This is a genomic window from Levilactobacillus tongjiangensis (assembly GCF_003946345.1).
In the GTDB taxonomy this organism is placed as follows: domain Bacteria; phylum Bacillota; class Bacilli; order Lactobacillales; family Lactobacillaceae; genus Levilactobacillus; species Levilactobacillus tongjiangensis.
In genome coordinates, this window is sequence record NZ_RHNY01000012.1 from 36,300 (window position 1) to 62,668 (window position 26,369).

At 49.4% G+C, this 26,369-nt stretch carries 21 protein-coding genes; all 21 read right to left on the reverse strand.

Translation table 11 applies throughout. The features are described from left to right. Nucleotides 1-26: 26 nt before the first annotated feature. Nucleotides 27-2,051 (reverse strand): transketolase, encoded by a 2,025-nt coding sequence (gene tkt, locus EKM75_RS08345; RefSeq protein ID WP_125693697.1) that lies wholly within the window; start codon nt 2,049-2,051, stop codon nt 27-29. A 297-nt stretch (nt 2,052-2,348) separates the two neighbouring features. Continuing rightward, complete coding sequence (rbsK, locus tag EKM75_RS08350) at nt 2,349-3,272, reverse strand: ribokinase (protein ID WP_125693699.1); 924 nt, start codon at nt 3,270-3,272, stop codon at nt 2,349-2,351. A 129-nt stretch (nt 3,273-3,401) separates the two neighbouring features. Next, on the reverse strand, nt 3,402-4,409 hold the full coding sequence (gene rbsR, locus EKM75_RS08355) for a ribose utilization transcriptional repressor RbsR (RefSeq protein ID WP_125693701.1): 1,008 nt from the start codon (nt 4,407-4,409) through the stop codon (nt 3,402-3,404). Between the two features lie 380 nt (nt 4,410-4,789). Beyond that, complete coding sequence (locus EKM75_RS08360) at nt 4,790-5,779, reverse strand: aldo/keto reductase (RefSeq protein WP_125693703.1); 990 nt, start codon at nt 5,777-5,779, stop codon at nt 4,790-4,792. A gap of 73 nt (nt 5,780-5,852) precedes the next feature. Next, entirely contained in the window at nt 5,853-6,761 is a 909-nt protein-coding gene (gene murQ / locus EKM75_RS08365) for an N-acetylmuramic acid 6-phosphate etherase (RefSeq protein WP_125693705.1), read from the reverse strand. Nucleotides 6,762-7,056: 295 nt separating this feature from the next. Next, complete coding sequence (locus EKM75_RS08370; protein ID WP_125693707.1) at nt 7,057-8,703, reverse strand: peptide ABC transporter substrate-binding protein; 1,647 nt, start codon at nt 8,701-8,703, stop codon at nt 7,057-7,059. 12 nt (nt 8,704-8,715) lie between these two features. Further along, the gene (locus tag EKM75_RS08375) at nt 8,716-10,203 is read right to left on the reverse strand and encodes an amidase (protein ID WP_125693709.1); all 1,488 of its coding nucleotides are present in this window, start codon (nt 10,201-10,203) and stop codon (nt 8,716-8,718) included. A 543-nt stretch (nt 10,204-10,746) separates the two neighbouring features. Beyond that, nucleotides 10,747-11,733 (reverse strand): ribose-phosphate diphosphokinase, encoded by a 987-nt coding sequence (locus EKM75_RS08380; RefSeq protein ID WP_125693711.1) that lies wholly within the window; start codon nt 11,731-11,733, stop codon nt 10,747-10,749. A 93-nt stretch (nt 11,734-11,826) separates the two neighbouring features. Beyond that, on the reverse strand, nt 11,827-14,346 hold the full coding sequence (recD2, locus tag EKM75_RS08385) for an SF1B family DNA helicase RecD2 (protein ID WP_125693713.1): 2,520 nt from the start codon (nt 14,344-14,346) through the stop codon (nt 11,827-11,829). Nucleotides 14,347-14,361: 15 nt separating this feature from the next. Beyond that, nucleotides 14,362-15,045 (reverse strand): tetratricopeptide repeat protein, encoded by a 684-nt coding sequence (locus EKM75_RS08390; protein WP_125693715.1) that lies wholly within the window; start codon nt 15,043-15,045, stop codon nt 14,362-14,364. Nucleotides 15,046-15,054: 9 nt separating this feature from the next. Next, entirely contained in the window at nt 15,055-15,711 is a 657-nt protein-coding gene (locus EKM75_RS08395) for a histidine phosphatase family protein (RefSeq protein ID WP_125693717.1), read from the reverse strand. 533 nt (nt 15,712-16,244) lie between these two features. Continuing rightward, nucleotides 16,245-17,372, reverse strand: a complete 1,128-nt coding sequence (gene mnmA, locus EKM75_RS08400; protein WP_125693719.1) for a tRNA 2-thiouridine(34) synthase MnmA — start codon at nt 17,370-17,372, stop codon at nt 16,245-16,247. Nucleotides 17,373-17,585: 213 nt separating this feature from the next. Next, nucleotides 17,586-18,425 (reverse strand): CatB-related O-acetyltransferase, encoded by an 840-nt coding sequence (locus EKM75_RS13060; protein ID WP_125693721.1) that lies wholly within the window; start codon nt 18,423-18,425, stop codon nt 17,586-17,588. Next, nucleotides 18,426-19,274: a CatB-related O-acetyltransferase gene (locus tag EKM75_RS13065; protein ID WP_318531120.1), complete on the reverse strand. Its 849-nt coding sequence runs from the start codon at nt 19,272-19,274 to the stop codon at nt 18,426-18,428. 284 nt (nt 19,275-19,558) lie between these two features. After that, complete coding sequence (locus EKM75_RS08415) at nt 19,559-19,900, reverse strand: DUF1831 domain-containing protein (protein WP_125693723.1); 342 nt, start codon at nt 19,898-19,900, stop codon at nt 19,559-19,561. A gap of 1 nt (nt 19,901) precedes the next feature. Then, nucleotides 19,902-21,026, reverse strand: a complete 1,125-nt coding sequence (locus EKM75_RS08420; RefSeq protein WP_382338553.1) for a cysteine desulfurase family protein — start codon at nt 21,024-21,026, stop codon at nt 19,902-19,904. Between the two features lie 99 nt (nt 21,027-21,125). After that, nucleotides 21,126-21,818: a 5'-methylthioadenosine/adenosylhomocysteine nucleosidase gene (locus EKM75_RS08425; RefSeq protein WP_125693727.1), complete on the reverse strand. Its 693-nt coding sequence runs from the start codon at nt 21,816-21,818 to the stop codon at nt 21,126-21,128. A gap of 17 nt (nt 21,819-21,835) precedes the next feature. Next, complete coding sequence (locus EKM75_RS08430; RefSeq protein WP_125693729.1) at nt 21,836-22,135, reverse strand: hypothetical protein; 300 nt, start codon at nt 22,133-22,135, stop codon at nt 21,836-21,838. Nucleotides 22,136-22,144: 9 nt separating this feature from the next. Next, nucleotides 22,145-22,687 carry an NUDIX hydrolase gene (locus tag EKM75_RS08435; RefSeq protein WP_125693731.1) on the reverse strand — a complete coding sequence of 181 codons (543 nt, stop codon included), beginning with the start codon at nt 22,685-22,687 and terminating at the stop codon, nt 22,145-22,147. A gap of 1 nt (nt 22,688) precedes the next feature. Then, a complete protein-coding gene (locus EKM75_RS08440) occupies nt 22,689-22,913 on the reverse strand; it encodes a cold-shock protein (protein ID WP_125682627.1) in 225 nt (74 codons plus the stop codon). A gap of 564 nt (nt 22,914-23,477) precedes the next feature. Next, on the reverse strand, nt 23,478-26,288 hold the full coding sequence (gene ileS, locus EKM75_RS08445) for an isoleucine--tRNA ligase (RefSeq protein ID WP_125693733.1): 2,811 nt from the start codon (nt 26,286-26,288) through the stop codon (nt 23,478-23,480). Between the last annotated feature and the right edge of the window lie 81 nt (nt 26,289-26,369).

The window sequence follows — 26,369 nt, forward strand, 5'->3', positions numbered from 1 at the left end:
TCTCAGTCACAGATGCTCTTTCCAAGTTACTTCAGTTGTAGGTAAGCTTGTACGACGGCATCTGGGGTAAAACCAGCCATTTTCATCACGGCTGAACCATTACCGCTCGCACCAAACTGTTCCTGTAATAAAGCGGTTCCATCGAGGCCAATGTACCTATACCAATCACCACCACTAGCCATTTCAATCGCTACCCGGCGACGAAGATGGGCCGGCAACACACTCTCACGGTAGTCTGCTGACTGAGCATTGAAGGTCGCCATCCCCGGCATGGAAACGACCCGTACATCGTGGCCCAACGCTAATAGTTTTTCCTGTGCTTGTAAGGCTAACTGCACTTCAGACCCAGAAGCCATCAGAATCCCCTCTGCCTCATCCTGAGCATCGGCAACCACGTACGCGCCCCGCTTAACACCGCTCCGAACACGAGCAGCTGGCTTAGGCAACGTTGGTAACCCCTGACGGGTCAGCACAATCGCCGTTGGATGATCAGTCGCTAGCAACGCTTCCCGCCAAGCAGCGACGGTCTCATTGCCATCGGCTGGCCGATATACGGCGAGCCCCGGAATCGACCGTAATGCTGCCAATTGTTCCACTGGTTCATGAGTCGGGCCATCCTCACCCACGGCTAATGAGTCATGGGTAAAGACGTAAATTACGGGTAGTTGTTGCAAAGCCGCCAAACGAATAGCTGGCTTCATGTAGTCCGAGAAGACAAAGAACGTCGACCCGTAAACTCGGGTACCACCGTGTAACGCAATCCCGTTCATCGCTGCGGCTTCGGCAAACTCCCGTACACCAAACCACAGGTTGCGACCAGTTAGATTATCTGGCGCAAACCGTTCTTCATCATTGACGGCTGTCTTGTTGGAGCTAAAGAGGTCGGCAGACCCACCCCACAGGTTTGGACACTGGGCACTCAGTTGTTGTAAGACCTCATGACCGCTAGCTCGTGAAGCCAGTGCATCCTTTTTATAATAAGTGGGTAATTGCTGGTCCAAGTCAGCTGGAACGGCCTTACTAATGCCTTTAGCAAACTGAGCTGCTAATTCAGGTTCTTCATTTGAATACCGGGCAATGAGGTTAGACCACTCCTGATGGCTTGCCCAGCCACGCGACTTGATGGTGGTCATGAACCGTTCGTGAACCGCTGCTGGCACCGTGAACGGATCGGCATTCCAGTGATAAAATTCCCGGGTTGCTGTCAAGTCCTCATCATTCAGTGGCGCACCGTGAACTTTGTTTGTGCCGGCATTCGGACTACCCGCCCCAATTTCAGTCTTCACTTCAATCAAGGTTGGACCATCCACGTTGGCCTTAGCTGCTTCAATGGCCCGGTTAATCGCTACTAGGTCGTTGCCATCTTCGACCAACCAGTAGTTCCACCCGTAACTAGTAAAACGCTGACCAACGTTGTCATGACTTGCATTAGCCAGGGGACCATCGAGTGAAATATCGTTTGAATCATACAGTACAATTAGTTTGTTTAAGTTTAACTGACCCGCTAGGCTAGCAGACTCCGCCGCTACCCCTTCCAGCAGGTCACCGTCCCCACATAGTGCGTAAGTATAGTGATCGACAACGTCAAAGCCATCCTGGTTGTAGTCCCCGCGCAGATGAGCTTCTGCCATGGCCATCCCCACGGCCATGCCAATTCCTTGCCCAAGTGGACCCGTTGTGGCATCAACACCAGGGGTAACCCCGTACTCCGGATGACCAGGCGTTTTGCTACCCAATTGCCGAAAATTCATCAAATCGTCTCGACTCAGTGTGAAGCCACTGAGGTGTAGAAGACTGTACAGCATCGCGGATCCATGCCCGGCGGATAAAACAAACCGATCGCGGTTAAACCACTGTGGGAATGAGGGATCCACCCGTAAGTGCCGTGAAAATAGAACGTAGGCCATAGGTGCTGCCCCCAATGGCAACCCGGGGTGACCGGAATGAGCCCGAGAAATCATATCCATGCTCAGCATACGAACGGCATTAACCGCTTGCTGATCAGTTTCATCAAAATTAGTCGATTCGGAACGTGTAGCTGTATTCAACATCACAAATAACCTCACTTAATCCGGCCGGACTGACCACGGCCAATCATTTTCGTTATACCAAAGTACAACCTGGTTGGTGGGTAACTACCAACTTTCATAACTATACCAATTAAACAATTGTAATGCAACCAGTTTTATAAAGGCCTATCTATAGACATTTGTTAGTTGTACACTAGTGTATATTGAAATATACCGATTTGATAATGTTGCAACCGGTTGTCAAAAATTCCACAAAAAAACGACCATCTTTCCGAAAAGTAATCGAAAGATAGTCGTTTGTTAAGTTGTTTTCTGAAACTAGCCTTTGGCGTTTGCAGCTTGAACTTGATCAAACGTTGGAATCGATGGCATAGCACCTAAACCTTGGACCGTTAAGGAACTGGCCCGTTGCGCGAAGACTAAAGCCGTGGCAATGTTACTCAGATCTGGCAGCAGTTGTGAACTCAGTGCACCAATGAACGTGTCACCAGCGGCCGTCGTATCCACTGCCTTGACCTTGAAGGCTGGAACGAAACCATTTTCTTTTTCAGTTGCGTAGTAAGCACCCTTACTCCCAACCGTAATAATCAGGTTCTTAACACCCATTTCACGGAATTTTTTGGCATTTGCATCCATGGATGCAACGTCGGTCACTTCAATACCAGTTAATTCTGCACTTTCAGTCTCGTTAGGCACCACTAAGTCGGTCACCTTTAAGATTTCAGGGTCGATCTTAGCGGCCGGAGCTGGATTTAAAATCGTGGTAACGTCATGTTGCTTAGCTACCTTAAATGCAGCTAACGTGGCCGCCTGTGGCGTTTCAAACTGAGTGATCAGGAAATCAGCCTTGGCAATTTCACTTTCGCGTGCAATCACTTCTGCCGCCTCAATTTGTTGGTTGGAACCACCGTAAACCAAAATACTGTTTTGGCCCGCTTCATCTAATAGAATGAAGGCAGAGCCGGTACCCACCGTCTTGTCCGTGATAATGGCACTGGTGTCAATGTTATCGTTATTCAGAGATTCAACCATGAAACGACCGGCGTCATCGTTGCCGACCTTCCCGATAAAGTTAGTCTGTGCGCCAGCCCGGGCAGCAGCAACCGCCTGGTTCGCACCCTTCCCACCAGCAGCACTCGTCTTGTTTTCAGTAGACAGCGTTTCCCCTGGTTGGGGCATCCGTGCAACTCGTAGCGTCGTATCAACGTTGAGACTTCCCAGAACCGTAACTTTGTTTGACATAATTAACCTTCACTCCTTAAGCAGAATCGTTTGTAAAACGTTTTACGTATTGCCGACACACTGGGCAACCCGTTTTGAATAACCCTAGCGTATCATGTTTCGAAAAGGCTTACAAGAACTAAATGAAATTTATTTCACCGGTCCCGTGCTTTCACGGTCCCGAAGTTCAACTGGCAAATTGACCAGTTGCTCTGGTTGGCGTTGGTCCTGGATTCGATTGATCAACAGCGTCGTTGCCTGCTGCCCCATCGTCACAACTGGTTGATGAATCGTACTCAACTTAGGAACGACGTACTCATCCAAGTCAATGTCATCGTAACCCAGCACCGAAATATCCTCGGGAACCCTGAGTCCCTGTTCGTGTAACCCACGAATCAGGCCCAGAGCCGTCTCATCGTTAATCGCAAAGACTGCCGTTGGTTTCTGAGCTAAGACCGCCGAGGTAGCCTGATAGCCCCCTAATTTTGTCATGGCTGCCGTCACAACCGCCGTGCTGGCCAATTGTACACCCAACTCAGCCAATTGCTTACGAAATCCATCCAGCCGAATCAGCAAGTTTTGGGTGGGGTGCTCAGGCATCACGACAGCAATGCGTTGATGTCCCAATGCCACTAAATGTTGTGCGGCTAACTGTCCCCCCTGTTGATCATCAATTCGGACCCGGTCAACGCTGGGACCGCCGTTCTGATCAATCAACAGGTAAGGGATCCCATTTTTCTTTAGGATATTATCAATGGCTTCGCCCGTGATGGAGGCACTCGCAATAATCAGGCCATCCACCGCACGTTTGATCAATTCCTGGAGGTAATAACTTTCTAGCTTTTCATCATGGTTAGCGCCAAAAATCAACGGGATGAAGTGCCGGTCCCGACTGGTCTGTTGCACACCGCGAATGAACATACTGAAGAAAGGGTTCCCCAGGTTTGGCACCAACACACCAATCGTCTGTGCGGACTTCATGATTAAATTACGGGCGTTGAAATCCGGTACGTAGCCCATCTCTTCTTGTAGTTGATGGACCCGCCGACGCGTATCCAGGCTAAAACGTTCGCCCTTGCCATTCAGAATCTGTGAAACTGTCGTGACCGAGACGCCCGCCGCTTCTGCAAGGTCCCGAATCGTTACTTTACGTGTCATAGCAACCTCCATCATTTCCTTTAAACCTGTACCCATTATACCCCACGCCTGGACAAATTATGTGACCAATTTTGATTAATCATCTAATGCGTCAGATTCTCTCAATCCGTCGTCTCCGGCGGTCAAAGCGAGGGCCAGATGTGGGGACCAGAGAAAGCCAAGGAACGGTCTTTCTCCTCGACTTGAAGCCTCGGTAAATCGCCGAGGCCCCAAGCTCGTCCCACGATATCACTTGGCCGACCCACCAAGTGATATCGTCTGCACTGCTGCCCCCCGCTGTGGCCGCCTCCGACTACATTGGTGAATGAATTTTTAAAACCCGATTAGACAAAAAAATGGCTATCAAGTTGCGACAGCCATTTCGAATATTCCAATTTAAATTAAGCTTTTAAAATTTTATCGATAGCCGCTAATTGCTCTGGATCGAATTCTAAGTTTTGAACCGCCTTGATATTTTCCAGCAAGTGTTCAGGCTTAGATGCCCCAGTAATCACGCTAGTAATCACTGGGTTGTGCAACAGCCACGCCAATGCCATATGCGACAACTTTTGACCCCGACTCTGTGCAATCTGATTCAAACCTAATAGCTTTTGATAAAGCTTGTCGCGGCCCTGCTTCAAGATGTATTCACTAGACCAGTGAATGTCAACGTCTTCAGGAATCCCATCCAAGTATTTGTCAGTCAATAAGCCCTCACATAAGGGACCGTACGCAATCGCACCGGCATTGTTTTCCCGTAACCGATCGAATAACCCGTCGTCTGCAGCGGACTGATTCAACATGTTGTAAGAAACTTGGTCGACCACAAATGGTGTATGCAAGTCTTTAAAGATTTTGATCATTGCTAGAGCTTGTGGCGCCGTGTAGTTCGAAATACCAACATACAAAGTCTTGCCCTGCTTCACCAAATTATCCAAAGCAACCGCCGTTTCCTCTGGATCCGTCTCTGGGTCAAAACGGTGACTGTAGAAAATGTCAACGTAGTCCAAACCCATGGCTTGAAGTGACCGATCTAATGAGGCGGTCAATGCCTTACGCGAACTCATTTGTCCGTAAGGTCCTGGCCACATGTGGAAGCCCGCCTTACTACTGATGATCAATTCATCACGATAGGGCTTCAATTCTCGTTCCAGAACTTGACCAAACAGCCGCTCTGCCTCGTAAGAACCAGGACCATAGTTGGCGGCTAAATCAAAGCTAAAGATACCGGCGTCAAACGCCTTGAGGATGATGTCGCGGGTGTCACCGTAATTCGCGTTCTCCCCAAAACTATGCCACATGCCAAAAGAAATAGCCGGTAACTGAAAACCCGTGTTACCAGCCCGCCGAATCGGCATTTTTTCATAACGATGTTCATCTGCAAGAAACATTTTGCCACTTTCCTTTCCTCTTATACCTAGTCTAAAGTATAGAGAATTGGTGTGGACCAGTCAATCCATGACGTTACTGTTGATCGTCATTTAACTTGACCGCTTGTGACACGTGACCACCGGTAGCTGCCAACAAACTCTTGGCCTCGGCGATGGTTCCCTTCGTTTCAATCAGCACGATGGCTAAAGGAACGTTGTTACCCGCCCGATCTAAGGCCCGTTCTGCAGCTATCATGGACGTCTGAGTGGCTTCAGCAATGATCTTCTTGGCCCGTTCAAACGTCTTGCCATTGGTTGGCACCACGTTGATCATCAGGTTTTGATAGACCTTCCCGGACTTAACCATGATTCCCGTGGACAGCATGTTCAGCACCATCTTTTCTGCGGTCCCCGCCTTTAAAAGCGTGGCCCCCGTGATGATTTCAGGACCAACGACCGGCGTAATTGGGTAGTCCGCCAGCTCAGCCAAGGGACTACCTTCAATGCAGGAAAAACCAATGCCTAAGGCACCTTGTTTCTGTGCATAGTCCAGGGCAGCTAGTGTGTATGGCGTTTGGCCGGAAGCAGCGCTCGCCACCACTACGTCCTGCGCCGTTAAATTGACTGCTGCTAAATCGTCGTGGGCTAGTTCCGGCGAATCTTCAGCCGATTGCACCGTATGCGTCAGTGCGTCAGCTCCACCGGCAATCAAGCCAAAAGTCTGTTCAGCCGTCAACCCATAAGTTGGTTGTAGTTCAGTGGCATCGATCACGCCTAACCGACCAGAAGTCCCGGCACCAATATAAATCAACCGGCCACCTTGATCAAACTTGGGGTAGGCAGCGTCAATCGCCGCCGCAATTTGAGGCAATTCCTTCTGTACCGCCCTAGCTACCCGGTGGTCCTCCCGGTTAATCGTTGCTACCATTTCTAACGTGGATTCCCGATCAATGTGCGTCGACCGGTGATTACGTTGCTCTGTTAGTAAGTCGTCAAATTGCATAGTGTTCTGCCTCCAGCTCCGTGAATTGTCTTATGTATTCGCTTTCATAAGTCTTACTCTAGGTATAACATGTTTCATACGCAATTTCAATTCTCAATTAAAATCAGCCGGGAGTTTCGCTGGTCACCAGTCAAAATTGAGAGACACTTCACCTACAGCAAAAGTTTTCTGAAACGGCGCGATTATCTTGGCTCATTTACCGTTTAGCCACCTGGTTTTTCAAATTGAGGGGACGGCTTGAATCCAAAATAAAAAAAACGTACGGAATTTTCATTCCGTACGCCTACTGACATGACTATTTTTTCAATTCCATCCATTGGTACCCACGACTCATCCCCGCTGGGTTCCAAACATAACCCGAAACCTTAGGATTCCACATCTCAACCGTAGCTGGTTGATACAGAGGTACCAGGCCTTGTTGCGTCATCAGCCGCTTTTCAGCTCTAACTAAGTCTTGGTAACGAGCAGTTGGATTGTTGGCATCCTGATTCTCAGACTTTTTAACATCGCTATCGTACTTGGCGTCGGAAAAACCACCATTGTTATTGGTGTTACCAGTACTCATCAACGATAAGAAGTTGATTGGATCAGCAAAGTCGGCGCCCCAACTTGAAATAACTAAATCAAAGTTCCCCGCATTCGACCGACTTAACCGAGTCTTGTACGGCAACGTATTAATAGAAACCTTCACGTTCGGTAGCTTCTGCAACTCTGCTTGAATGTACTGGGCAACCGTCTTCGTGACACTGGTATCATCAGCCATCAGCGTTAAGTCCAATTGCTTCGTACCAGATGCCTTCAGACCGGCCTTCATCAATTTTTTGGCCGCGGTCAAGTTGTAAGCAACCCCATCCTTGACGTAAGCATCCTTAGCAAAGTCAGCCTTAGTCTTAGGGTTCTGCGTCAAATTCTCGGACACAAAGCCCAGTGGTGCCTTGGACCCATCCCGCAACACGCTCTTTGCCAATTGTTTCTTATCAATTGCTAATGACAGAGCTTGACGAACTTTCAGATTTTTCAGCGCCTTGACCCGCTTTTGATTCATTTGCATGTAATAGGTCGTTCCGCCGACAAAGGTTTTCATGTCACTGTTGTTCTTCAGGTTCGCAACCTGTGTCCCATCCAAAGTCGTGGCATCCAGTTCCTTCTTTTGATACAAGTTCAAGCCCGTCGATGGGTCAGCCACAACCTGGAAGTTTAACTTCTTTAAAGTAATGGCCTTTTTGTCCCAAAATTGCGGATTCTTTACCAACGTCCAGCTCTGATCGGTCCCCTGCCATTTAGTCATGACAAATGGGCCATCGTAAGCTGTCTTGTCACTGGAATGACCGTAGTCGCTACCATACTTCTCCACGACACTCTGTTCCTGTGGGAAGAAGGTTGGAAAGGCCAACAACAATTTAAAGTAGGCCACTGGTTTGCTCAAAGTTACCTGTAATGTTGACTTATTCAGAGCTTTCACACCCAGTTGGCTAGGCGCCAATTTGCCACTTTGAACGGCGCTGTAGTTTTTAATTCCTGCCATCAGGTAGGCGTATTCAGCCGCTGTCTTAGGTGCGGCCGTCCGCCGCCAAGAATAAACGAAGTCCTGGGCAGTGACCGCCTTACCGTCGTTCCAGTGGTTATTCTTCCGCAGGTTAAAGACGTAGGTCTTCCCACCGTTTGAAACCGTGGTCTTCGTCGCCAATGCATTAATTAATTTTTCCTTTTTACCTAACCGATACAAGCCCTCTTGGGTGTGGTATAGCTGGGTCAAACTGGTCGAGTCCGCCGCTTTAGATACATCCAGCGTGGTGACCTCGGATTTAGTCGAGAGCTTGACGTCTTGCTTAGCCGCCAATTGTCCCGAATTGTTTGAAGACGTTGACTTACCACAGGCAGCCAATCCCCCGGCTACCAATAGTGTCGCTCCGATTAAAAGTCCTAACTGTTTTCCCTTCAAAACGTTCGCTCCTCAATCCAATTTAGTTGCATGTAACCATTTTAACCGTCCTGCCCGTTCAAATAAAGCGCCAAGTCTCAAAAGCCGCAATTCTTCTCCCTTAGCGGCATTAAATTGAATGCCCAGAGGTAAGCTGCCGGCCGTAATTGCGGTCGGCAGACTAATGGCCGGTTCACCAGTAAGATTGGCCTGTTGCGTAAATGGTGAGCGCGTTAGTGCGGGTAGCCATTGGTCATAGATCAACTGTTTCTGCGCAGCCGCAGACAATCCCACAATATCAGCCATTTTGGCTGCATTTTCAGGCGAGACCAGTGAATCTCCCACCTTAGGCGCTGGCCAAGCTGTCGTCGGCGTCAGCACCACCGGATATTTCGCATGTAATTGGGCCATCTGCCAAGCAGCCTGGTCCCATTTGCCCAGTGCTAAGCTGTAATCAGCGGCAGTCGTTTTCAGCCCCGTCTGATAAAGGGCCCAGGTCAGCAGCTCCATGTCATTGGCCTGCAGCGGCCGTCCAAGCCCCGCGGCCAGTTCACTCATAAAGGCTGCGGTCTCACCTGCATTCATGGTGTAGTAGCTTTCCATGAGCGCAACGCCATCGATCGGGTTAGGCACCTCTTCCACGTCAAATCCTTGCTCCGTTAGAAAACTAACGGCCGCCATTACCGCTTGGACAGCATCGGAACTGACTGGCGTCCCCACCGGTGACTCAGTGGTATAACCAATCACGCTAGGTTGAACCGGTTGTTCTAACTGAGCGGTGAAACTTGGCCGAACTAAGGGCGTTTGAAAGACTGCGGCGGGCTGTAAGACCTGCAAGCTGTCCAGTAGAGCTGCCGTGTCCTTAATGGAGCGAGTCAGTCCAAAATCAATCGCCGCCCCCTGCCAAGACCGCCAGTCGCCGGGCCCCACGGGAACTCGACCACGCGTGGGCTTTAACCCAATCGTACCGGACCAGGAAGACGGAATCCGAATTGAACCGCCCCCATCACTCCCAGCCGCGATGGGGACCAGACCAGCCGCAACGGCAGCGCCAGCCCCACCAGAGGAACCACCCGGTTGGTAGTCTAGATTCCAGGGATTATGAGCATCCCCATATAGTTGTGAATCCGTAATATTTTTAAAGCCAAATTCAGGATAATTGGTCTGACCAATCACAATAAAACCGGCTCGTCGTAAAGCTTCAACAAAAAAACTGGTTTGTGAAGCCACGTTAGCTTTCAATAATTGAGAGCCACTGGTACTTGGCAGGCCCTGCAACTGTTGGCCCAACCCCTTCAATAGTAAAGGAACTCCCAGGAAGGGTTGACCGGTATCAACTTGTTCAGCGGCTTCCTGTAACGCCTGTTCCTTACGCGTAGAAATAACCGCGTTCAACTGCGGATTCTGCCGATTGATTTCTGTAAACGCTGCTTCAACTAACTCCTGACTAGTGACCTCACCGTCACGCACCCGTTGGCCCCACGTTAATGCGGGTGTACCAATCCAATCGTTCAGTCCCAAACGGACCGCCTCCTCAGTTTCAATGTAAAAATAAATTCATTACGCTTGGTGCTAGTTGGATTAGCTTGCCACTCTGGTTGGCCCAGAATCGGCTGTCGTTAACTAACAAGAACTAAAGGATTAACAATTGATTATTTTAAGCACAGTTGTTTAGCCGAGAGGTTGGATTCTAAAATGCTCAGCCGTGTCGTTGGCCTTAGTGCGTGTGTTTTTCTCGGACTGAGGCCAAGGTCAGTTTTGAAGACCGCTGTTTGACTTCAAAATGGCCCATGGCGTTCCAGCTTTTTAAAATCTAACCGGTAGACGTCAATTCCAACTAGCACCAAGCGTATTCATTATGACCGCACAAAGTAAGTAAATGTTATATGACAGAAGGCAGTTAGCTAGTGAGCATCAGCGTCGTGCGTCGAAAGATCCTGACCCTGCGTTGTTTTCAAAGTAAAGCTAGCCTACCTTCTAACGCGCATTTCAGCAAAGTAAGCTGAAAGCTAAAAAAAGAGGATGAGACTTCTGCCTCACTCCCCCTTAACGCTTGCTTTAAGTCTATTGTTTTTGTCGCTTAACCACCGGGTGGAACAATGAATCGACTGGTTCTTCATGGTAAATCAAGTCGATAGCCTTCCCGAACAACTCACCCACGGACATCACAACAAACTTGTCGATCTGCTTTCTTTCGGGTAGTTGAATGGAGTCGGTAATGACGACCTTCTTCAACACAGACTTTTCGATTCGCTCTGGCGCATCGCCAGACAGTACGGCATGCGTCGCACAGGCATAAACATCGTCCGCACCAGCTGCCTTCAGCGCATCCGCAGATACCGTGATTCGAATAGCCGTGTCAATAATATCATCAACCAGGATACAGTGCTTACCGCGCACATCCCCAATCACGGCTTCCGGATGAGCCACACTTTCCGTGTCCGTTCGGTTATCAATGATGGCAATCGGTGCACCAAGAATTTCGGCTAACCGCCGGGCCCGACTCACACCGGCATGATCTGGCGCCACGACAACGATATCCTCATCGGCCAAACTCGTGCTGTCTTCAAACCAACTCGTCAACAGTTGGTCACTTTGTAAGTGATCGACTGGAATGTCAAAGAAACCTTGTAACTGTGCTGCATGGAGGTCCAGGGCAATCACCCGGTTGACCCCATCCATCTGCATCAGTGACGCAATTAATTTGGCCGTAATTGGTTCCCGTGAACGAGCTTTACGGTCAGCCCGTGAATATCCGTAGTATGGAATAACCACGTTGATCTTGGCAGCACTCGCCCGCCGAGCGGCATCTACCATGATCAAGAGTTCCATCAAATTGGTGTTAACGGGATCGGATACGGATTGAATCAAGAAGAGCTCGTCGCCCCGAATACTTTCATCGATACTGATCTGAATTTCGCCATCACTAAAGTGCTTAATTGTTGCTTTACCTAATTCAACGCCTGCCGCCTTTGCAATCTTTTCAGCAAGCGGCCGATTAGAATTTAACGCAAAGACTTTCATTCTGCCAGCTTCGACGTGTTCTGCCATAACAGCCTCCCAGTGGGTTCACCACAATCTTAGTTTTTACTGTCTACATTATCGCAATCTTTTTTCAGAAACGCAACGCTTGTGCCACCAAATTTAAGCTGATGGCATAAATTGTTGCGGTGTAACGCCTTGCATGCCAATCATCGGGTCCACTTTACCTGCCAAAATCAGCTCAGAAGTCAACCGATAATCTGGTGGCGTGGTCGATGTCTCCTGCTCAGACGCAACCGGTGTGTCTGCCACAGTCACGGTCTCACCGGAACCAGTTGCCTCCGGTTGACGCGATGTCGCCTCCGATTGCTTTGTCGGTTGCGCCTCATCAGGTGCCAATACCGACTGAATCCGAGTTGTCAGGGTCGTATTCCGATTGACCGACAAATTCGTGACACAGGCTTCAAAGGCCCGCGGTTCCCCCAATAAAATAAGCATATCAGCTGCTCGCGTCACCGCCGTGTACAGCAAGTTACGCTGGAGCATCCGGTTGTACTGACTCACCATCGGCAGAATCACCAATTTAAACTCTGACCCCTGCGCCTTGTGAATCGACATGCAGTAAGCCAAGGTCAAACGAATCCAATCGTTCCGAGCGTAGGTGACTTCCGTCTGTTCAAAGGCAATGGTCAGTTGGTCACTTTTAACCTTGCTATTCTTATCACTGGCCAAGTCGATCCCCGTAATCGTCCCAATGTCACCGTTAAACACGTTATTTTCAGGACTATTGACGAGGTGTAAAACTTTATCACCAATCCGAAAATGCTGATTGCGGAATTCAACTTCCTTGGTCCGTTCACTCTTCTTGGGATTTAAAATCTCTTGAAGAATCACATTTAATTGATCAATACCAGCGGCCCCACGGTACATGGGTGCCAGCACCTGAATATCGCTAGCCGAGAAGCCCTTGGCGTGCGCCTTAGCCACAATTTGGTCAATGACCTCGGCCACCTGGTTTGCTCGACAAGGGATAAACGAGCGATCCGGCTGATTCTTAGTGAAATCAGCTGGGAGGGTCCCTCGCTTAATTGCATGGGCCAAGGGGATGATTGACGACCCGTCCCCTTGACGGTAAATGGTATCCAGCTGAATTTTGGCCAATTGATCACTAGCCAGCAGGTCGTGGAAAACCTGACCAGGTCCCACTGAAGGGAGTTGATCTTTATCTCCAACCAGAATCACCTGCATCCCCTCGGGGACCGCCCGGAGCAACGTCTTCATCAGGTAGACGTCCACCATGGACACCTCGTCGATGATTAGCAGGCCACCTTCTAAGTCCTTCGTGGCCGCCTCGTCGGGATTGGCCTCTCGACCAGTCAAGCCCAGTAGTCGGTGAATTGTACTAGCCGGCAAACCGGTCGACTCACTCATCCGTTTAGCTGCTCGTCCAGTCGGCGCCGCTAACAGAATGGGAAATGGCTTATCCTTGTATTCATTGATGTCTAAGGAGACATCATGTAGCCGGGCGTAAAGGTTGACCAATCCCCGAATAATTGTGGTTTTCCCGGTTCCAGGCCCCCCCGTTAGTAACATAATTTTAGCTCGCACAGCCGCAGATAACGCCGCGGTTTGTGAGTCATCGTAAACAATGTCGCCCTGCTTCTCAACGATCCGAATTTGCTTACGAATGGCCTCGTCGTCAAATTTGTCACCTACACCATCAGCGTTGAGCAACCGTTGCAAGTGTTCCGCAATTTGCCACTCGGCATCGTATAGACCCTTGAGATAGATTCGCTGGTCATCACCTACAACTTTTTGTTGTTTGGCCAACTCTAGGAGTTGATCCGCCAACTTTTGTGGGTCCAATCGAACGTTACGCGAATTTTCCAAGAGTCGCAGTGAATTTCCGAGAAGCGGTTTAGCCGTGGTGAAGGTGTCCCCGTTCGACACTGACAGGTCGGCCAGCGTTTGTAACAGTCCCGCCTGCAATCGTTCGGGACGGTCGGCCTCGTAACCCAACTGCGTTGCAATCTGATCGGCTCGTTTGAAACTGACCCCTTGAATGTCTTCCGCCAACTGGTAAGGATTCTCGTGAATGACATCCAACGTTTTCTCTTGATACCGGTTATAAATGGCGGCCGCCAGTGAACTCCCAAAGCCATAGCCGTTCAAACCAATGATGATTTGCTCCATCCCATTGTTGGTCTGTAGCTGGCTAACTAAGGTCGCCACAACTTTAGGAGATAGCTGTAGCGGCGTGAGGATCGAGCTGTCATTGAGAATCGCCTCGATGGCGTTGGTCCCTAGTGCATCCACAATCTTCTCGGCTGTCTTTTTCCCGAGTCCAGGAAAATCGTCGCCACTTAAATAAGCAACCACCCCAGCCCGAGAAGTCGGCGTTTCGTTTTGATAATTTTTCGCTTGAAACTGGACACCGTACTTCGGGTGCTCGACCCGCTTTCCCGTAAAACGGTAGGTAACGTCATCCTTGATGTCCGCGAAGTTCCCGGTCACCACAATTTCATCCTCATGCCAGTCCAAACTGGTCTCAGACACCTTGACCAGCATGACCTTATAGAAACTGTCCTGACTGGCGAAGAAGACCGCACTGACAGTACCGACCACGTAATCGGCTTTCGTCGTGTTCTCACCTGCAAATAAATCTAGTGATTCGGTTGCCATCCGCTCGTCTCCTCCTTACTTGGTGTCGTGGCCGCCCTGAGTTTGAATGAATTTTTCAATATCAGCGAGGCGCTTCTGCCCCTGTTGAAAGTACTGTGGGTCTAATTGTTCTGCTCGCTTAAAGTAATCGGCATAGGGCGTACCCTGAACCATCGCCACTAAACCGCGATCAAATGTGGCTCGGCCATTCTGGTTGTCCAGCGTTAAGACTTGATCATAGTACGTAGCTGCTTGCGTAAAGTTGCCCACTGCCAGGAGGTTTTCTGCGACGACCTGCAGCGTCGCCACATCTTGTGGTTGACTCGTCAACGCCGTCAATGCAAAGGCTAACGCGCGCTTGTGATCCCCATTAGCCATGTAGCTTTGCGCCAACATTAAGTAACCGGCACCTTTCCATTTCGGACCTAATTGGTCAAATTGTTGAATCGCCTTAGTATAATCCTGAGCAGCGTAGTAAACGTTGCCAAGCCCATAGTGAAGTTTCTCCACCGTTTCTGGTTGGGCCCCAAATAGACCGAGCGATTTCATCAATAGTTCCTCCGCCTGGGCAAACGAATTCAAATCAACTAGCGCTGTAGCCAGTTCATAGTAAGCATCGGCATCCCCTGGATTCCGGTCAATTTGTTGAACCAATTTGTGGACCAATTGTTCTGAGCGCTGTTTGCTAGCTGCTCTATCTGTTGTTTGTTTTTCAGTCATTTTCTACCTCTAAATCGTATCGGTTGGCTTGGCCGTTGCTGTCAAAAAGCTGGTGTTGTTCCAGTCAATCAACTCGAAGTTCTGACCGTCACTGGTCTCAAGTACCGTCACACTGGTATTCCGTAGGCCACCCCGTTTCCGTAGGTCAGCTAGTGGCGTGCCTAACAGCGCGTTAATCTCAGCGTTAAGGGCAGCGCCGTGGCTGAATACCAGAACGTTGTCGCTGGGGTTGGAATTAGCTGCCACGATGGCCTGGATACCCGGTGTCATGCGGTCAATGACCTCAGTAAAGGTCTCTCCGCCAACTCGACTGGTGTCATATTGATCGGGATGATTCCGAAAACCATCCAGCTCAGCGGGATATTTAGTCTTCACATCATCGAAGGCCATACCCTCTAACTGACCCAAATGAAATTCTTCTAGTCGACTCATCAGTGTCAGCGGGACGTGTTGATGCAGTTCCCTAACCACGTGTTGCGCCGTGATTCGAGCCCGTTTGATGGGACTTGAATACGCATGTTGAAAAGGAATTCCCTTCAGATAACGGCCAACTTGGACCATTTGCTGGTAGCTTTCAGTTAACAGCGGTGAATCACCGCCGGCCCCCTGAAACCGCCCCTCCAAATTCCACTGTGTTTTACCGTGGCGAATAAAGTATAATTTCACTGATTATTGCCGTCCTTTCCGTCTAGTCACATAACCTATATTATGCCAGTTTTTCATGAGTTTTCAAAGAAACTCCTTCAGAAAAGCCGGAATAATTCCCGCGAACTGCCGTCTACCCCCATTATACCGAAAAAGTCCCACCCAACCGGTCAAACCGGCTCGGTGGGACTTATTAATATTTTGATTATGGTTGTTGGCTAAACGCTTGCACCACCAAGAAAAGTGATGCAACCCTGCTCCCATTTTTCAATGACACCCTCAACACTACATGGCTGACCAATGAACCAGATTAACTGAGCTTCAATTCAGCTTCGTAGCTGGAGGTTGGCAAAGATGGTGTCGGTTGTGTCGATGGCGTTAGCTTGGGTGATTTATCCCAAGCTTAGGCCATGGGACGAGCTGGGAGACTCAATGAACTTCTGAGGCTTCCAGTCGAGGAGCAAGACCGCACTACGGCTTGCTCCGGTCCCCACAACAGACGTCATCTTTGCCAATCGGAGGCATCAATTGCGGACAGTAAATCAAAGACAAACCTAGATCAACTGTAACTCACGATCTTTGTTGTAAGCAGCATCAATGATGGCACTTCCTAAACACTCGTCGCCATTGTAGAAAACAACGGCCTGTCCTGGCGTAATTGCCCGGGCTGGATCGTCAAATTCAACGGTGACCTGCTGGCCATCCTCACTCAAGTGAACGGTCACGCCGGTATCCTTTTGACGGTACCGGAACTTAGCCGTGCAGTGGAACTCTGAACCGCGGTCAATCGTGTTGACCCAGTGAATGTCAGAAGCTGACAAGTGCGTGGCGTACAAGTGAGGATTATGATACCCCTTACCCACGTACAAAATATTCTTCGTCAGGTCCTTACCGATAACGAACCAAGGCTCGTTGTCTTCACCATCGCCACCGATACCTAGGCCGCGACGCTGACCGATCGTGTAGTACATCAAACCAGCGTGGTCACCTTTGACCTCACCGTCGACCGTCATCATTTTACCAGGCTTGGCAGGTAAGTAAGTGTTCAAGAAGTCCTTGAAGTGGCCCTTTTCACCGATAAAGCAGATTCCCATCGAATCCTTCTTATCAGCAGTTGCCAATCCAGCTTCCTTCGCAATCTCACGTACCTGAGGCTTAACCAAATCACCAATTGGGAACATAACCCGATCGAGCTGCTCAGTGGAGAGCTGACTCAAGAAGTAGGTCTGATCCTTATTCTGGTCAACGGCCCGCATCAAGTGAGCGTCACCGTTTTCATCACGCGTCAACTGAGCGTAGTGACCAGTGGCAATGTAGTCTGCCCCTAATTCCAAAGCGTAATCCAAGAAGGCCTTAAACTTGATCTCCTTATTGCAGATCACGTCTGGGTTAGGCGTCCGCCCCTTCTTGTACTCGTCCAAGAAGTACGTGAACACGCGGTCCCAGTACTCCTTTTCAAAGTTGACGGAGTAGTAAGGAATGCCGATTTCTGAGGCAACCTTGGCTACGTCCTTGTAGTCTTCAGTGGCGGTACAAACACCATTCTCGTCTGTATCGTCCCAATTCTTCATGAAGACGCCGATTACGTCGTATCCCTGCTGCTTTAACCGCAAAGCTACGACGGAAGAATCGACCCCGCCACTCATACCAACGACAACGCGTGTGTGACTGTTGTCTTGCATGGTATCACCATCATTTCTATCAGATTCTGGAGAATCTACGATTTGAAGGTCGCATAAATCCAGTATGACCTAGTTTACCCATTCTCAAGCCGTTTTGCAAGCCTGGCGTATCCTTTCACTATTTTGCTCACTATGAAAACGACTGAGTGGGTAATTCGCCCACTGATGGTCTAAAAAAAGCAGCCACTTTCGACTACGCACCGATGACTCAGTTCAAGACTCCCGCAAAGATTCCTGCAACATCGCCGTAGTCAACGGCTGTGGTTCATAGGTCGACAGGTCTGCCTGAGCCACTAATGTTGCTACCTGACTAATAAATTCTTTAATGGGGCCAGCCGCTTGCACACCGTGAAACTTGGCAAAATCGTACTGCCACCATCTGAAATCTAAGAGGTCGTCAATCGTTTTAAAGTCAAACCGGTACTTAATCACCCGGGCCGGCCAGCCGGCCACAACTGCGTAAGGCGGCACGTCACGGGTTACCAGACTCCCCGCCGCAATCACCGCCCCGTCACTCACGACGATACCGCCATTGCCAAAGACCACGTCATCCCCAACCATCACGTCGTTACCAATTACCACTGGCTTCACCGTTGCCTCTGGATTAGCTACCGTCTGAAAGTCCGACCGCTCATTCTCCAAGTGATCCTGATACGCCTGAATATGGCTATCAAAACTCACACTAGACGTTGTGAACCGTTGTAACGGGTGATTGTGGCCCATTTGGCGAACACGGCTACCAATGGACGTGTAGCGACCCACTAGGGTATTCACCGGCAACTGACTCCAAGAATAGCTAAACGCACCCATGGTAAAAAAATGTCGCCCTGAACCAAAGGTGGTAAACGGTTCGATCGCCACGTTCTGGCCCACTCTGATTCTGTCAGCATTGAGACTGAAGCGTTGGTCCGCTGAATTAAAACGCGTATAAACGTGACGGTGCCGCAAGCAGTCAGCTACTTCAGTCTGAAAAGGTAATGTGACTGCCCGTGGCCGCGACTGGAGACTGATTTCTTTTTGAAAAAACGTATTGTGTCGAATCACAGTTGCCATCTACTCATCCTCCCGTTTCGCTGCCGCCTGAATCATTGCTAACGTTAAGGGTGTCGGCACGTAAGGTGTGAGTTGGCCTCGGTTCTCAAGTGTCCGTACTTTTTGAATGAAACTGCCGATCTCTTCCTTAACTTCGATTCCTTGAAACTGCCCAAAGTCATACTGCCACCACTTCAGCCGCATCAACTCGTGAATGGTCGCAAAATCAAACCGAAACTTGATTACTTTTGCTGGCCAACCGCCCACAACTGCGTACGGGGGCACGTCTTTCGTGACCAATGACCCGGCCGCAACGACCGCCCCATCGTTCACAACAATCCCTTTATTACCAAACACACAGCCCTTACCGATCCAGACGTCATTCCCAATCACGACAGGCTTGATGCGGTACATGCCATCCTGACCGACCGTATCAAACGACAACTCGGGATGGTCCGTCAAATAGTCCTTGAACGGCTGATGATAGCTGTCAAACGTGAGGCTCGAGGTCGTAAAGTGGTGTAGCGCGTGATCCACATTCATCACACTCGACCCGACCGCAACCGAAGAATAACGACCCATAACAGTATTCACCGGCAAATTGCTCCAAGAATAACTGAACGCGCCCATGGAATGAATGACGCGTCCTCGGCCAAATGCTGCATAAGGCTCAATAACCGCATGATTCCCCACAATAATCTTATCCTGACCAACTTTAAACCGGGGTTCCTGTGACTTAATTTCCGAATACACCCGTTGCTTTCGGAATAACGTGTTTACCGGTTTAGAATAGAGAATTTCTTGGCGATGTCGATTCTCCTGATAGGTCAATTCTTGCTGAAAAAAGGTGACGCCCGCTATCTCGGTCATAACTGTCTCTCCCGTCGTTACGTGAATTTCAAAGGCTAAATTGGCAAGGCCAAAGGATTAAGTTCTTTCTTCTGATAATCAATAACTTCATCTTAGCGCCTTTAATTATTATCGTCAACGGTTAATATAATGCTTTAAATTACCGGGTGCTATCCAGCTAGGTAGCAGCTCAGATATCACCCCACATTATTGAATGTGTCACTATCGTTGCAACCAAAATCGTGCCGCGCTGACTTCTCGTTCTACAAAAAAAGTGGCCCTCCCTGAGGAAAGCCACCACGTAATTACTTCTTTTGTAAAATCTCACGGTCAATCAAGTTTTGCAGAATAAAGTGATATTGTTCCACATTGCCCTCGGCATGGGCACCCTTGAAAATATTGACCCGCGCGTTGCCAGACGCATTGGTCGTGGACATCTTGAAGCCACTCAAATCCTTAGCAACAATCACCTTTAACATTTGGTTCTTATTGTAGGGTGACGTGGGATCAACGGAGCGTTCGAGTGTGTAGTTCCCCGCGTTGGAGACTTGGAACCCGACGTCCTTCAGTGCGTATGGCTTCACGTTAGGGTGGAGTTCATACGTATCCGTATCACCATCAACCTGCATTGTCTTTTCAAATAACATCCTACTTCACCTCACTGTGGGATAGGCGCTTCACAATGGCGCTCACATTTTTAACAAACGCATCAATCTCTGAACTCGTCGTCTGCTGACCAAATGACAACCGAATCGATTCAGCAATCCGGGGACTGTCCTCACCAAACATAGCAGTCAGCACGTGCGATGGCTCGATTGAACCAGCGGTACATGCGGAACCACCAGAAACGGCGATGCCAGCCAGATCAAGGTTCGTTTGCATCACATAAGTCGAAATACCCTTGATCCAGATATTCAATACGTGTTCCAAGTTTTCACCTTCCAGAGAACCGTTGATATCGAAGTCAACGCCATTGGCGGTCAACCCTTTCACAACCTGTTCCTTGAAGCCGTGGAAACGGACGCGTTTTTCTTCTTTAGCGGCTGGCGTCAAGAGTTCAACGGCCTTGGCAAAGCCGGCAATAGCTGGGACGTTTTCCGTACCGGCCCGCCGCTTTTCCTCTTGGTCGCCACCCTTGATCAGACTAGGGAAGTTGACCCCTTCCCGTTTGTACAGGAAACCAATCATCTTAGGACCATTGATTTTGTGGGCGGACGTCGACAGTAAGTCAATGTGATCTGCCTGCACGTCAATGTCCAACGAACCATACGCCTGAACAGCATCCGTGTGGAACCAAGCTTGATGATCCTTTAAGATCTCACCAATCTCGTGAATCGGCATCCGACTTCCCACTTCATTGTTCCCCATCATGATAGTCACCAGAATGGTGTCATCACGGAGAGCCGCCTTGAAATCGTCCAAACTGATTCGACCCTGTTCATCAACGGGCAGATACGTGACCTCAAACCCTTTTTCCTCCAACGCATGCAGTGGTCGTAACACGGCTTCGTGTTCCACTGCGGTCGAGATGATGTGTTTGCCTAAGGACTGGCGGGTCAACGCCGTCTGAGTAATAGCGGTGTTATCGCCCTCACTTCCGCCACTAGTGAAGATGATCTCTTCATCGTGGGCAGCATTGATGCTGTTGGCAATTACTTGCCGACTATTTTCCATCAGGGTGTGGGCTTGCCGCCCTAACCCATACAACGTCGAGGCGTTGCCGTAGACGTTGGCCATCTTATCCGTCATCTCTGCCAAGACCTCTGGGGCCATTGGTGTCGTGGCGGCGTTGTCCAGGTAGATTTCCTGGACAGCATTACTATTACTTACATGAACCTCTTGCACCCTAAAAACCTCCTGAATAAACCTGAACTAGTCCTGTGCGGCTAGCAGGTCCAGTAACATTTGTGCGGAACGGTGGCCCGCATCAACAATAAAGTCATCAAAATTAACACCAGAATCATTGTCGGCGTTGTCAGACATTGCCCGAACCACCACGTAAGGGACGTCAAATTGGTGAGCAACTTGACCCACAGCGGCCCCTTCCATTTCACCAGATAATGCATCTGGGAAGTGCCCCATGATGTCCTTAATGGTTGCCGGACTGTTTAAGAACTGGTCGCCAGACACGATCAAGCCCAGCTTCGTCTTCAAGCCTGTGTCAGCAGCAGCGGCCACAATCTTTTGACCCCACTCCTTGGAGGCAACAAACCGCGCTGGTTGTTGTGGTAATTGGCCGTATTCGTACCCAAAAGCCCGCGCATCAGCGTCGTGGTAGGCCGTTTCAGTCGAGACCACCACGTCACCAATATTTAGGTCAGGCGCCAAGGCCCCGGCAGAACCAGAGTTGATCACAATATCCACGTTGAACTGAGTAATCAACAGGGCCGTCGTCAAGCCAGCTTCAACCTTACCAATACCGGAACGCACCAACACGACTTGTTGACCGTGAATCGTTCCTTGATAAAATCCCAACCCGTGAACGTCAATCGTTTGACCGTCTTCCAAGGCATCGTGCAGTTCTTTAATTTCTTCTTCCATGGCGCAGAGAATTCCAAATGTCATGTGCTGTGTTCCACTCCTTAAATTTCAACAAAAAATAGTATTACATAAACGATAATGATTAAAACTGATAGCCAAAAAATGGCCCAATTTAAGCGGTGGCCCAACCGTTTTTGCTTACTTTCAGTTGGGTTGACTCGCTGTTCCTCAGGACGTTCATCATTGGCCGGCTCATTGCCATGCCGTCGCGCGTATTCCTTTTCTACCTGAACCCGTTTTCGGTCCCGTTCTTGAAATTCCTGCTCGGCTTGTTCCTGTTCACGACGATAGTCTGCCCGGGTTTTTGGCCGGTCACTAGTTTCTCGCTCGTCTGAATGCATCGCTGTCACCTACTTCTGTAATAGCCAGTAATAGATGGCCGTAATTGTCTTGGCATCGTTGATCTCGCCACTTTCAATCATGGCTTGCGCTTGTTCCTTGGTTACCGTCAGCAATTCCAGGTTTTCACCCTTGTCACGGGGCAACTCGGTTTGAACGGGCTGCAAGTCCGTGGCCAAGAACAGCGTCATGTACTCATCCGAGAACCCAACGCTGGAATAGAAACCGGTAATTCGTTTTAACTGCCCTGGTTGCATCCGAATTTCTTCGTTTAACTCCCGCTTAACGGCGTGTTCAACGTTATCAGCATCCCGGCTGTCCAATTTACCAGCTGGAATTTCCAAGGTCACTGCCGCAACCGGCGCGCGCCACTGCTTTTCCAAAATCATTTGGTTATCCGCCGTCAGGGCTAAAATACCCACCGCACCGGAATGCCGCACGATTTCTCGAAATGCTTGTTTACCATCGGGTAACCGCACTTCTTGACGTTCTAATTTTAAAATGGCACCGTCGTAAATCTCTTCGGTATTCTCAACGTGTTCTTCTAAGTCCATGTTAAGCCTCCTCAGTGGAGCCCGTCACAACGGGTGTTACTTTAGCCGCTTGGAGGCCACGCAACCCTTGGACAACAACAAATTGTACCGTTTGACCAACTTCCAGCTTCTTGAAGCCTTCACCAACGATGGCCGTGTAGTAGACGAAAATGTCGCCGTCTGCGGGTGTCGTAATGAATCCAAAGCCGCGTTGTTCACTGTAACTCTTTACTTTTCCGGTTAACATGGTATCCCTCCCATACATAGCACAAATTATACTCGCTTGCGTTGACGACCGCAAACCGGGGCACTTATTGTGGCATTATATTCGGCATCACAACTAATTTGACACACAAAAGAAGTGCTACGCCAACCACCCCTCCCAATGAACGAGGTGGTTCTCATAGCACTTCTTATTTTTTAGCTAAATTCGAAATTCAGCGTAGTCAGTCGCCTTGCCGGCCGCCAGGTATGGGCTGGAACGGCAGAGCGTCCTCCGGTTGATAGTGATCAACCTCGTAATTACTCGGTAGCCATTACACAACCTAAAACAAATGTTGAACATAGTGATACCTACCGAATGGCCGATAAAAGTTATCCGTTTCGGAGGTTGGCCGGGTCAGCACCAGCCGTGTAGGTGTTAGTTGCCTGTGATTTCCAGGTAACTAACACGGGACGAGCTTGAAGACACGGTGACTTTCCGCGGCTTCAAGTCGAGGAACAAGACCGCTTTCTGGCTTGTTCCGGTCCCCACGGCAGGTGCTGACCCGGTCAACCGGAGACGCCATGACCAGTTCAATCAGCTAACTGATTACTTTTCTTCGAAACCTTCAGTAGCAGTTTCAGGGAAGTTTTGACGAACGATTGCGGCACAACGCGCACAGAAGTGTGGGTAGTCCGTATCGCTGCCAACGTCTTCCTTAACCAACCGACAACGGTCACAAACATCACCAGCAGCTGGCGTTACCTTAACAGCAACGTGATCAAAGCTCAATGCATCAGCTGGTGCTTGGTCTAACGCAGCAACATCTAAGCCAGAAACCAGCAAGATTTGTTGCACGTTGATCGCCAGCTTGTCTAACATTGCTTGCGTTTCATCGTCAACGTATAAGTCGAGGTGGGCTTCGGCAGCCTTCCCAATCAACTTAGCATCCCGAGCTTCTTCCAAAGCCTTCAAGACGTGGCTCCGCAGCTTCATGAAGTGATTCCAGGCTGACTTTTCATCATCCCCGGCAACTTCAGTAGCATCGTCCATGTCCAGGACCTTTGGCATTTCAGCCAATTGAACGAAGTCTTCTGGTTCCTTCAAGAAGTCCCAGATCTCTTCAGCCGTGTGTGGCAAGATTGGTGTAATCAACTTCGTCAACGTAACAGCGATTTGATAGAAGACCGTTTGCATTGACCGACGAGCCTGACTGTCTTCGGCTTCGATGTAGAGAACATCTTTGGCGAAGTCCAGGTAGAAAGCTGACAGATCAGTGATGACAAAGTTCGTGAGTTCCTTGTAGATGTTCAGGAAGTCATAGTCTTCGTAGTGGGCCAAGATGCTCTTGGTGAAGGCGTTCAACTTGTACAACATGTGACGGTCAACCGTCTCTAACTGGTCAAATGCCACGCCGTTGGTCTCAGGATCGAAATCACTGGTGTTAGCCAACAAGTAACGCATCGTGTTCCGTAGCTTCTTGTAGCTGTCAGAGATCTTCACGAAGGCTTCGGTTGACACCCGCACGTCGGCAGATGAATCCACAGAAGTAACCCAGAGACGAACGATGTCGGCCCCCATCTTCTTGATGATTTCATCCGGTGCAATCGTGTTACCAAGGGACTTAGACATCTTGTGACCATCTTTGTCCAACGTGAATCCTTGGGAAACGACTTGCTTGTAAGGGGCTTTGCCGGTTGCGGCAACACTCGTAATTAAACTAGAGTTGAACCAGCCACGGTATTGGTCTGAACCTTCCAGGTACAAATCAGCTGGGAATTCAAGGTTATCCCGTTCAGCTAAGACACCTTGGTGTGAAGAACCTGAATCGAACCAAACGTCCATGATATCAGTTTCCTTAGTGAACTCACCGTTTGGCGAATGTTCACTGGTAAAGCCTTCAGGTAATAAGTCTTTGGCTTCACGCTTGAACCATTCGTTAGACCCAAACTTTTCAAAGATATCAGCAACGTGGCTGACCGTTTCTGGCGTGATGATAGCTTCACCATCTTCACCATAGAAGATAGGCAATGGCACACCCCAGACCCGTTGACGAGAGATAACCCAGTCGCCACGATCTTTGATCATGTTGGCCAAACGACGTTGACCCCAGTCTGGCTTGAACTTAACGTCCTTCAAGTTAGCCAGGATTTCGTCACGAATCTTGTCTACGGACGCAAACCATTGTGGCGTCGCCCGGAAGATAACGGGCTTCTTGGTCCGCCAATCAAATGGGTAACTGTGTTCGTAAGGCATGTACTTGAGCAAAGCATTCGTTTCCTTCAGCTTGTTCAAAGCAATGTCATTGGCATCTTCGTAGAAAACACCATCAAAGTCGGGACCAGCTTCAGCGGTCATAAACCCTTGGTCGTTGACTGGTACAATGACTGGCAAGCCATACTGCATCCCAACGTTAAAGTCATCTTCCCCTAAGCCTGGCGCGGTATGAACCAAACCGGTACCAGTCTCATCAGTAACGAAATCACCCAGCATAACCAGTAATTTCCGGTCCATAAATGGGTGTTGCGCCGTAATCTTTTCGAGGTCTTGACCCTTGATAGTTTGTAAGACCTTGACGTCTTCCCAACCAAACAATTTAGCGTCTTCGTCAATCAACGTGCTAGCTAAAACAAATTTACGGTCTTCACCAGCTGGTTGAACAACTTGGTATTCCAACCCTGCGTCAATGGTAATCCCTTCAGAAGCGGGCACCGTCCAAGGCGTCGTCGTCCAGACAACCAAGTACGTGTCGTTATCCAAAACACCCTTGCCGTCAACGACCTTCAACCCATAGTAAGCAGAAGGTGACGTCACATCGTGGTATTCAACTTCGGCTTCAGCCATGGCTGATTCAGAGGACCATGACCAGTAAACTGGCTTCTTCCCCTTGTAGATCAGACCACGCTTAGCCATTTCACCGAAGACCCGAACTTCTTGGGCTTCGAATTCTGGATTCAACGTCAAGTATGGCTTATCCCATTCGCCGGCAACCCCTAGACGCTTGAAACCTTCGCGTTGTTGGTCAACTTGCTTCAAAGCGTATTCACGACAAAGGTCACGGAAGTCCGCGGTTGACATCTTCTTCCGGTCGTAGCCGGCCTTGGTCAATTGTTGTTCAATTGGCAAACCATGAGTATCCCAACCAGGAACGTAAGGTGCCCGGAACCCATTCATTGATTTGTAGCGAATGATGATATCCTTTGAAATTTTGTTTAACGCGTGACCCATGTGAATGGGACCGTTAGCGTATGGAGGCCCATCGTGCAAAATAAAGCTGGGCTTCCCTTCATTTAATTTTTGACGGGCTTCGTAAACTTTGTTATCGGCCCAGGCCTTTTGCCGGTCAACTTCTTTGACTGGTAAGTTCCCGCGCATCTTAAACTTAGTCTTACCCAAGTTCAGTGTGTCTTTCACTCGCATACCGTTTTCCTCCTTGATTTTTGTTACTCGGTTGGTGAACCGGTGAGCTCAAACTGCTTGGCAGTCTCAGCTCTCCGGTCA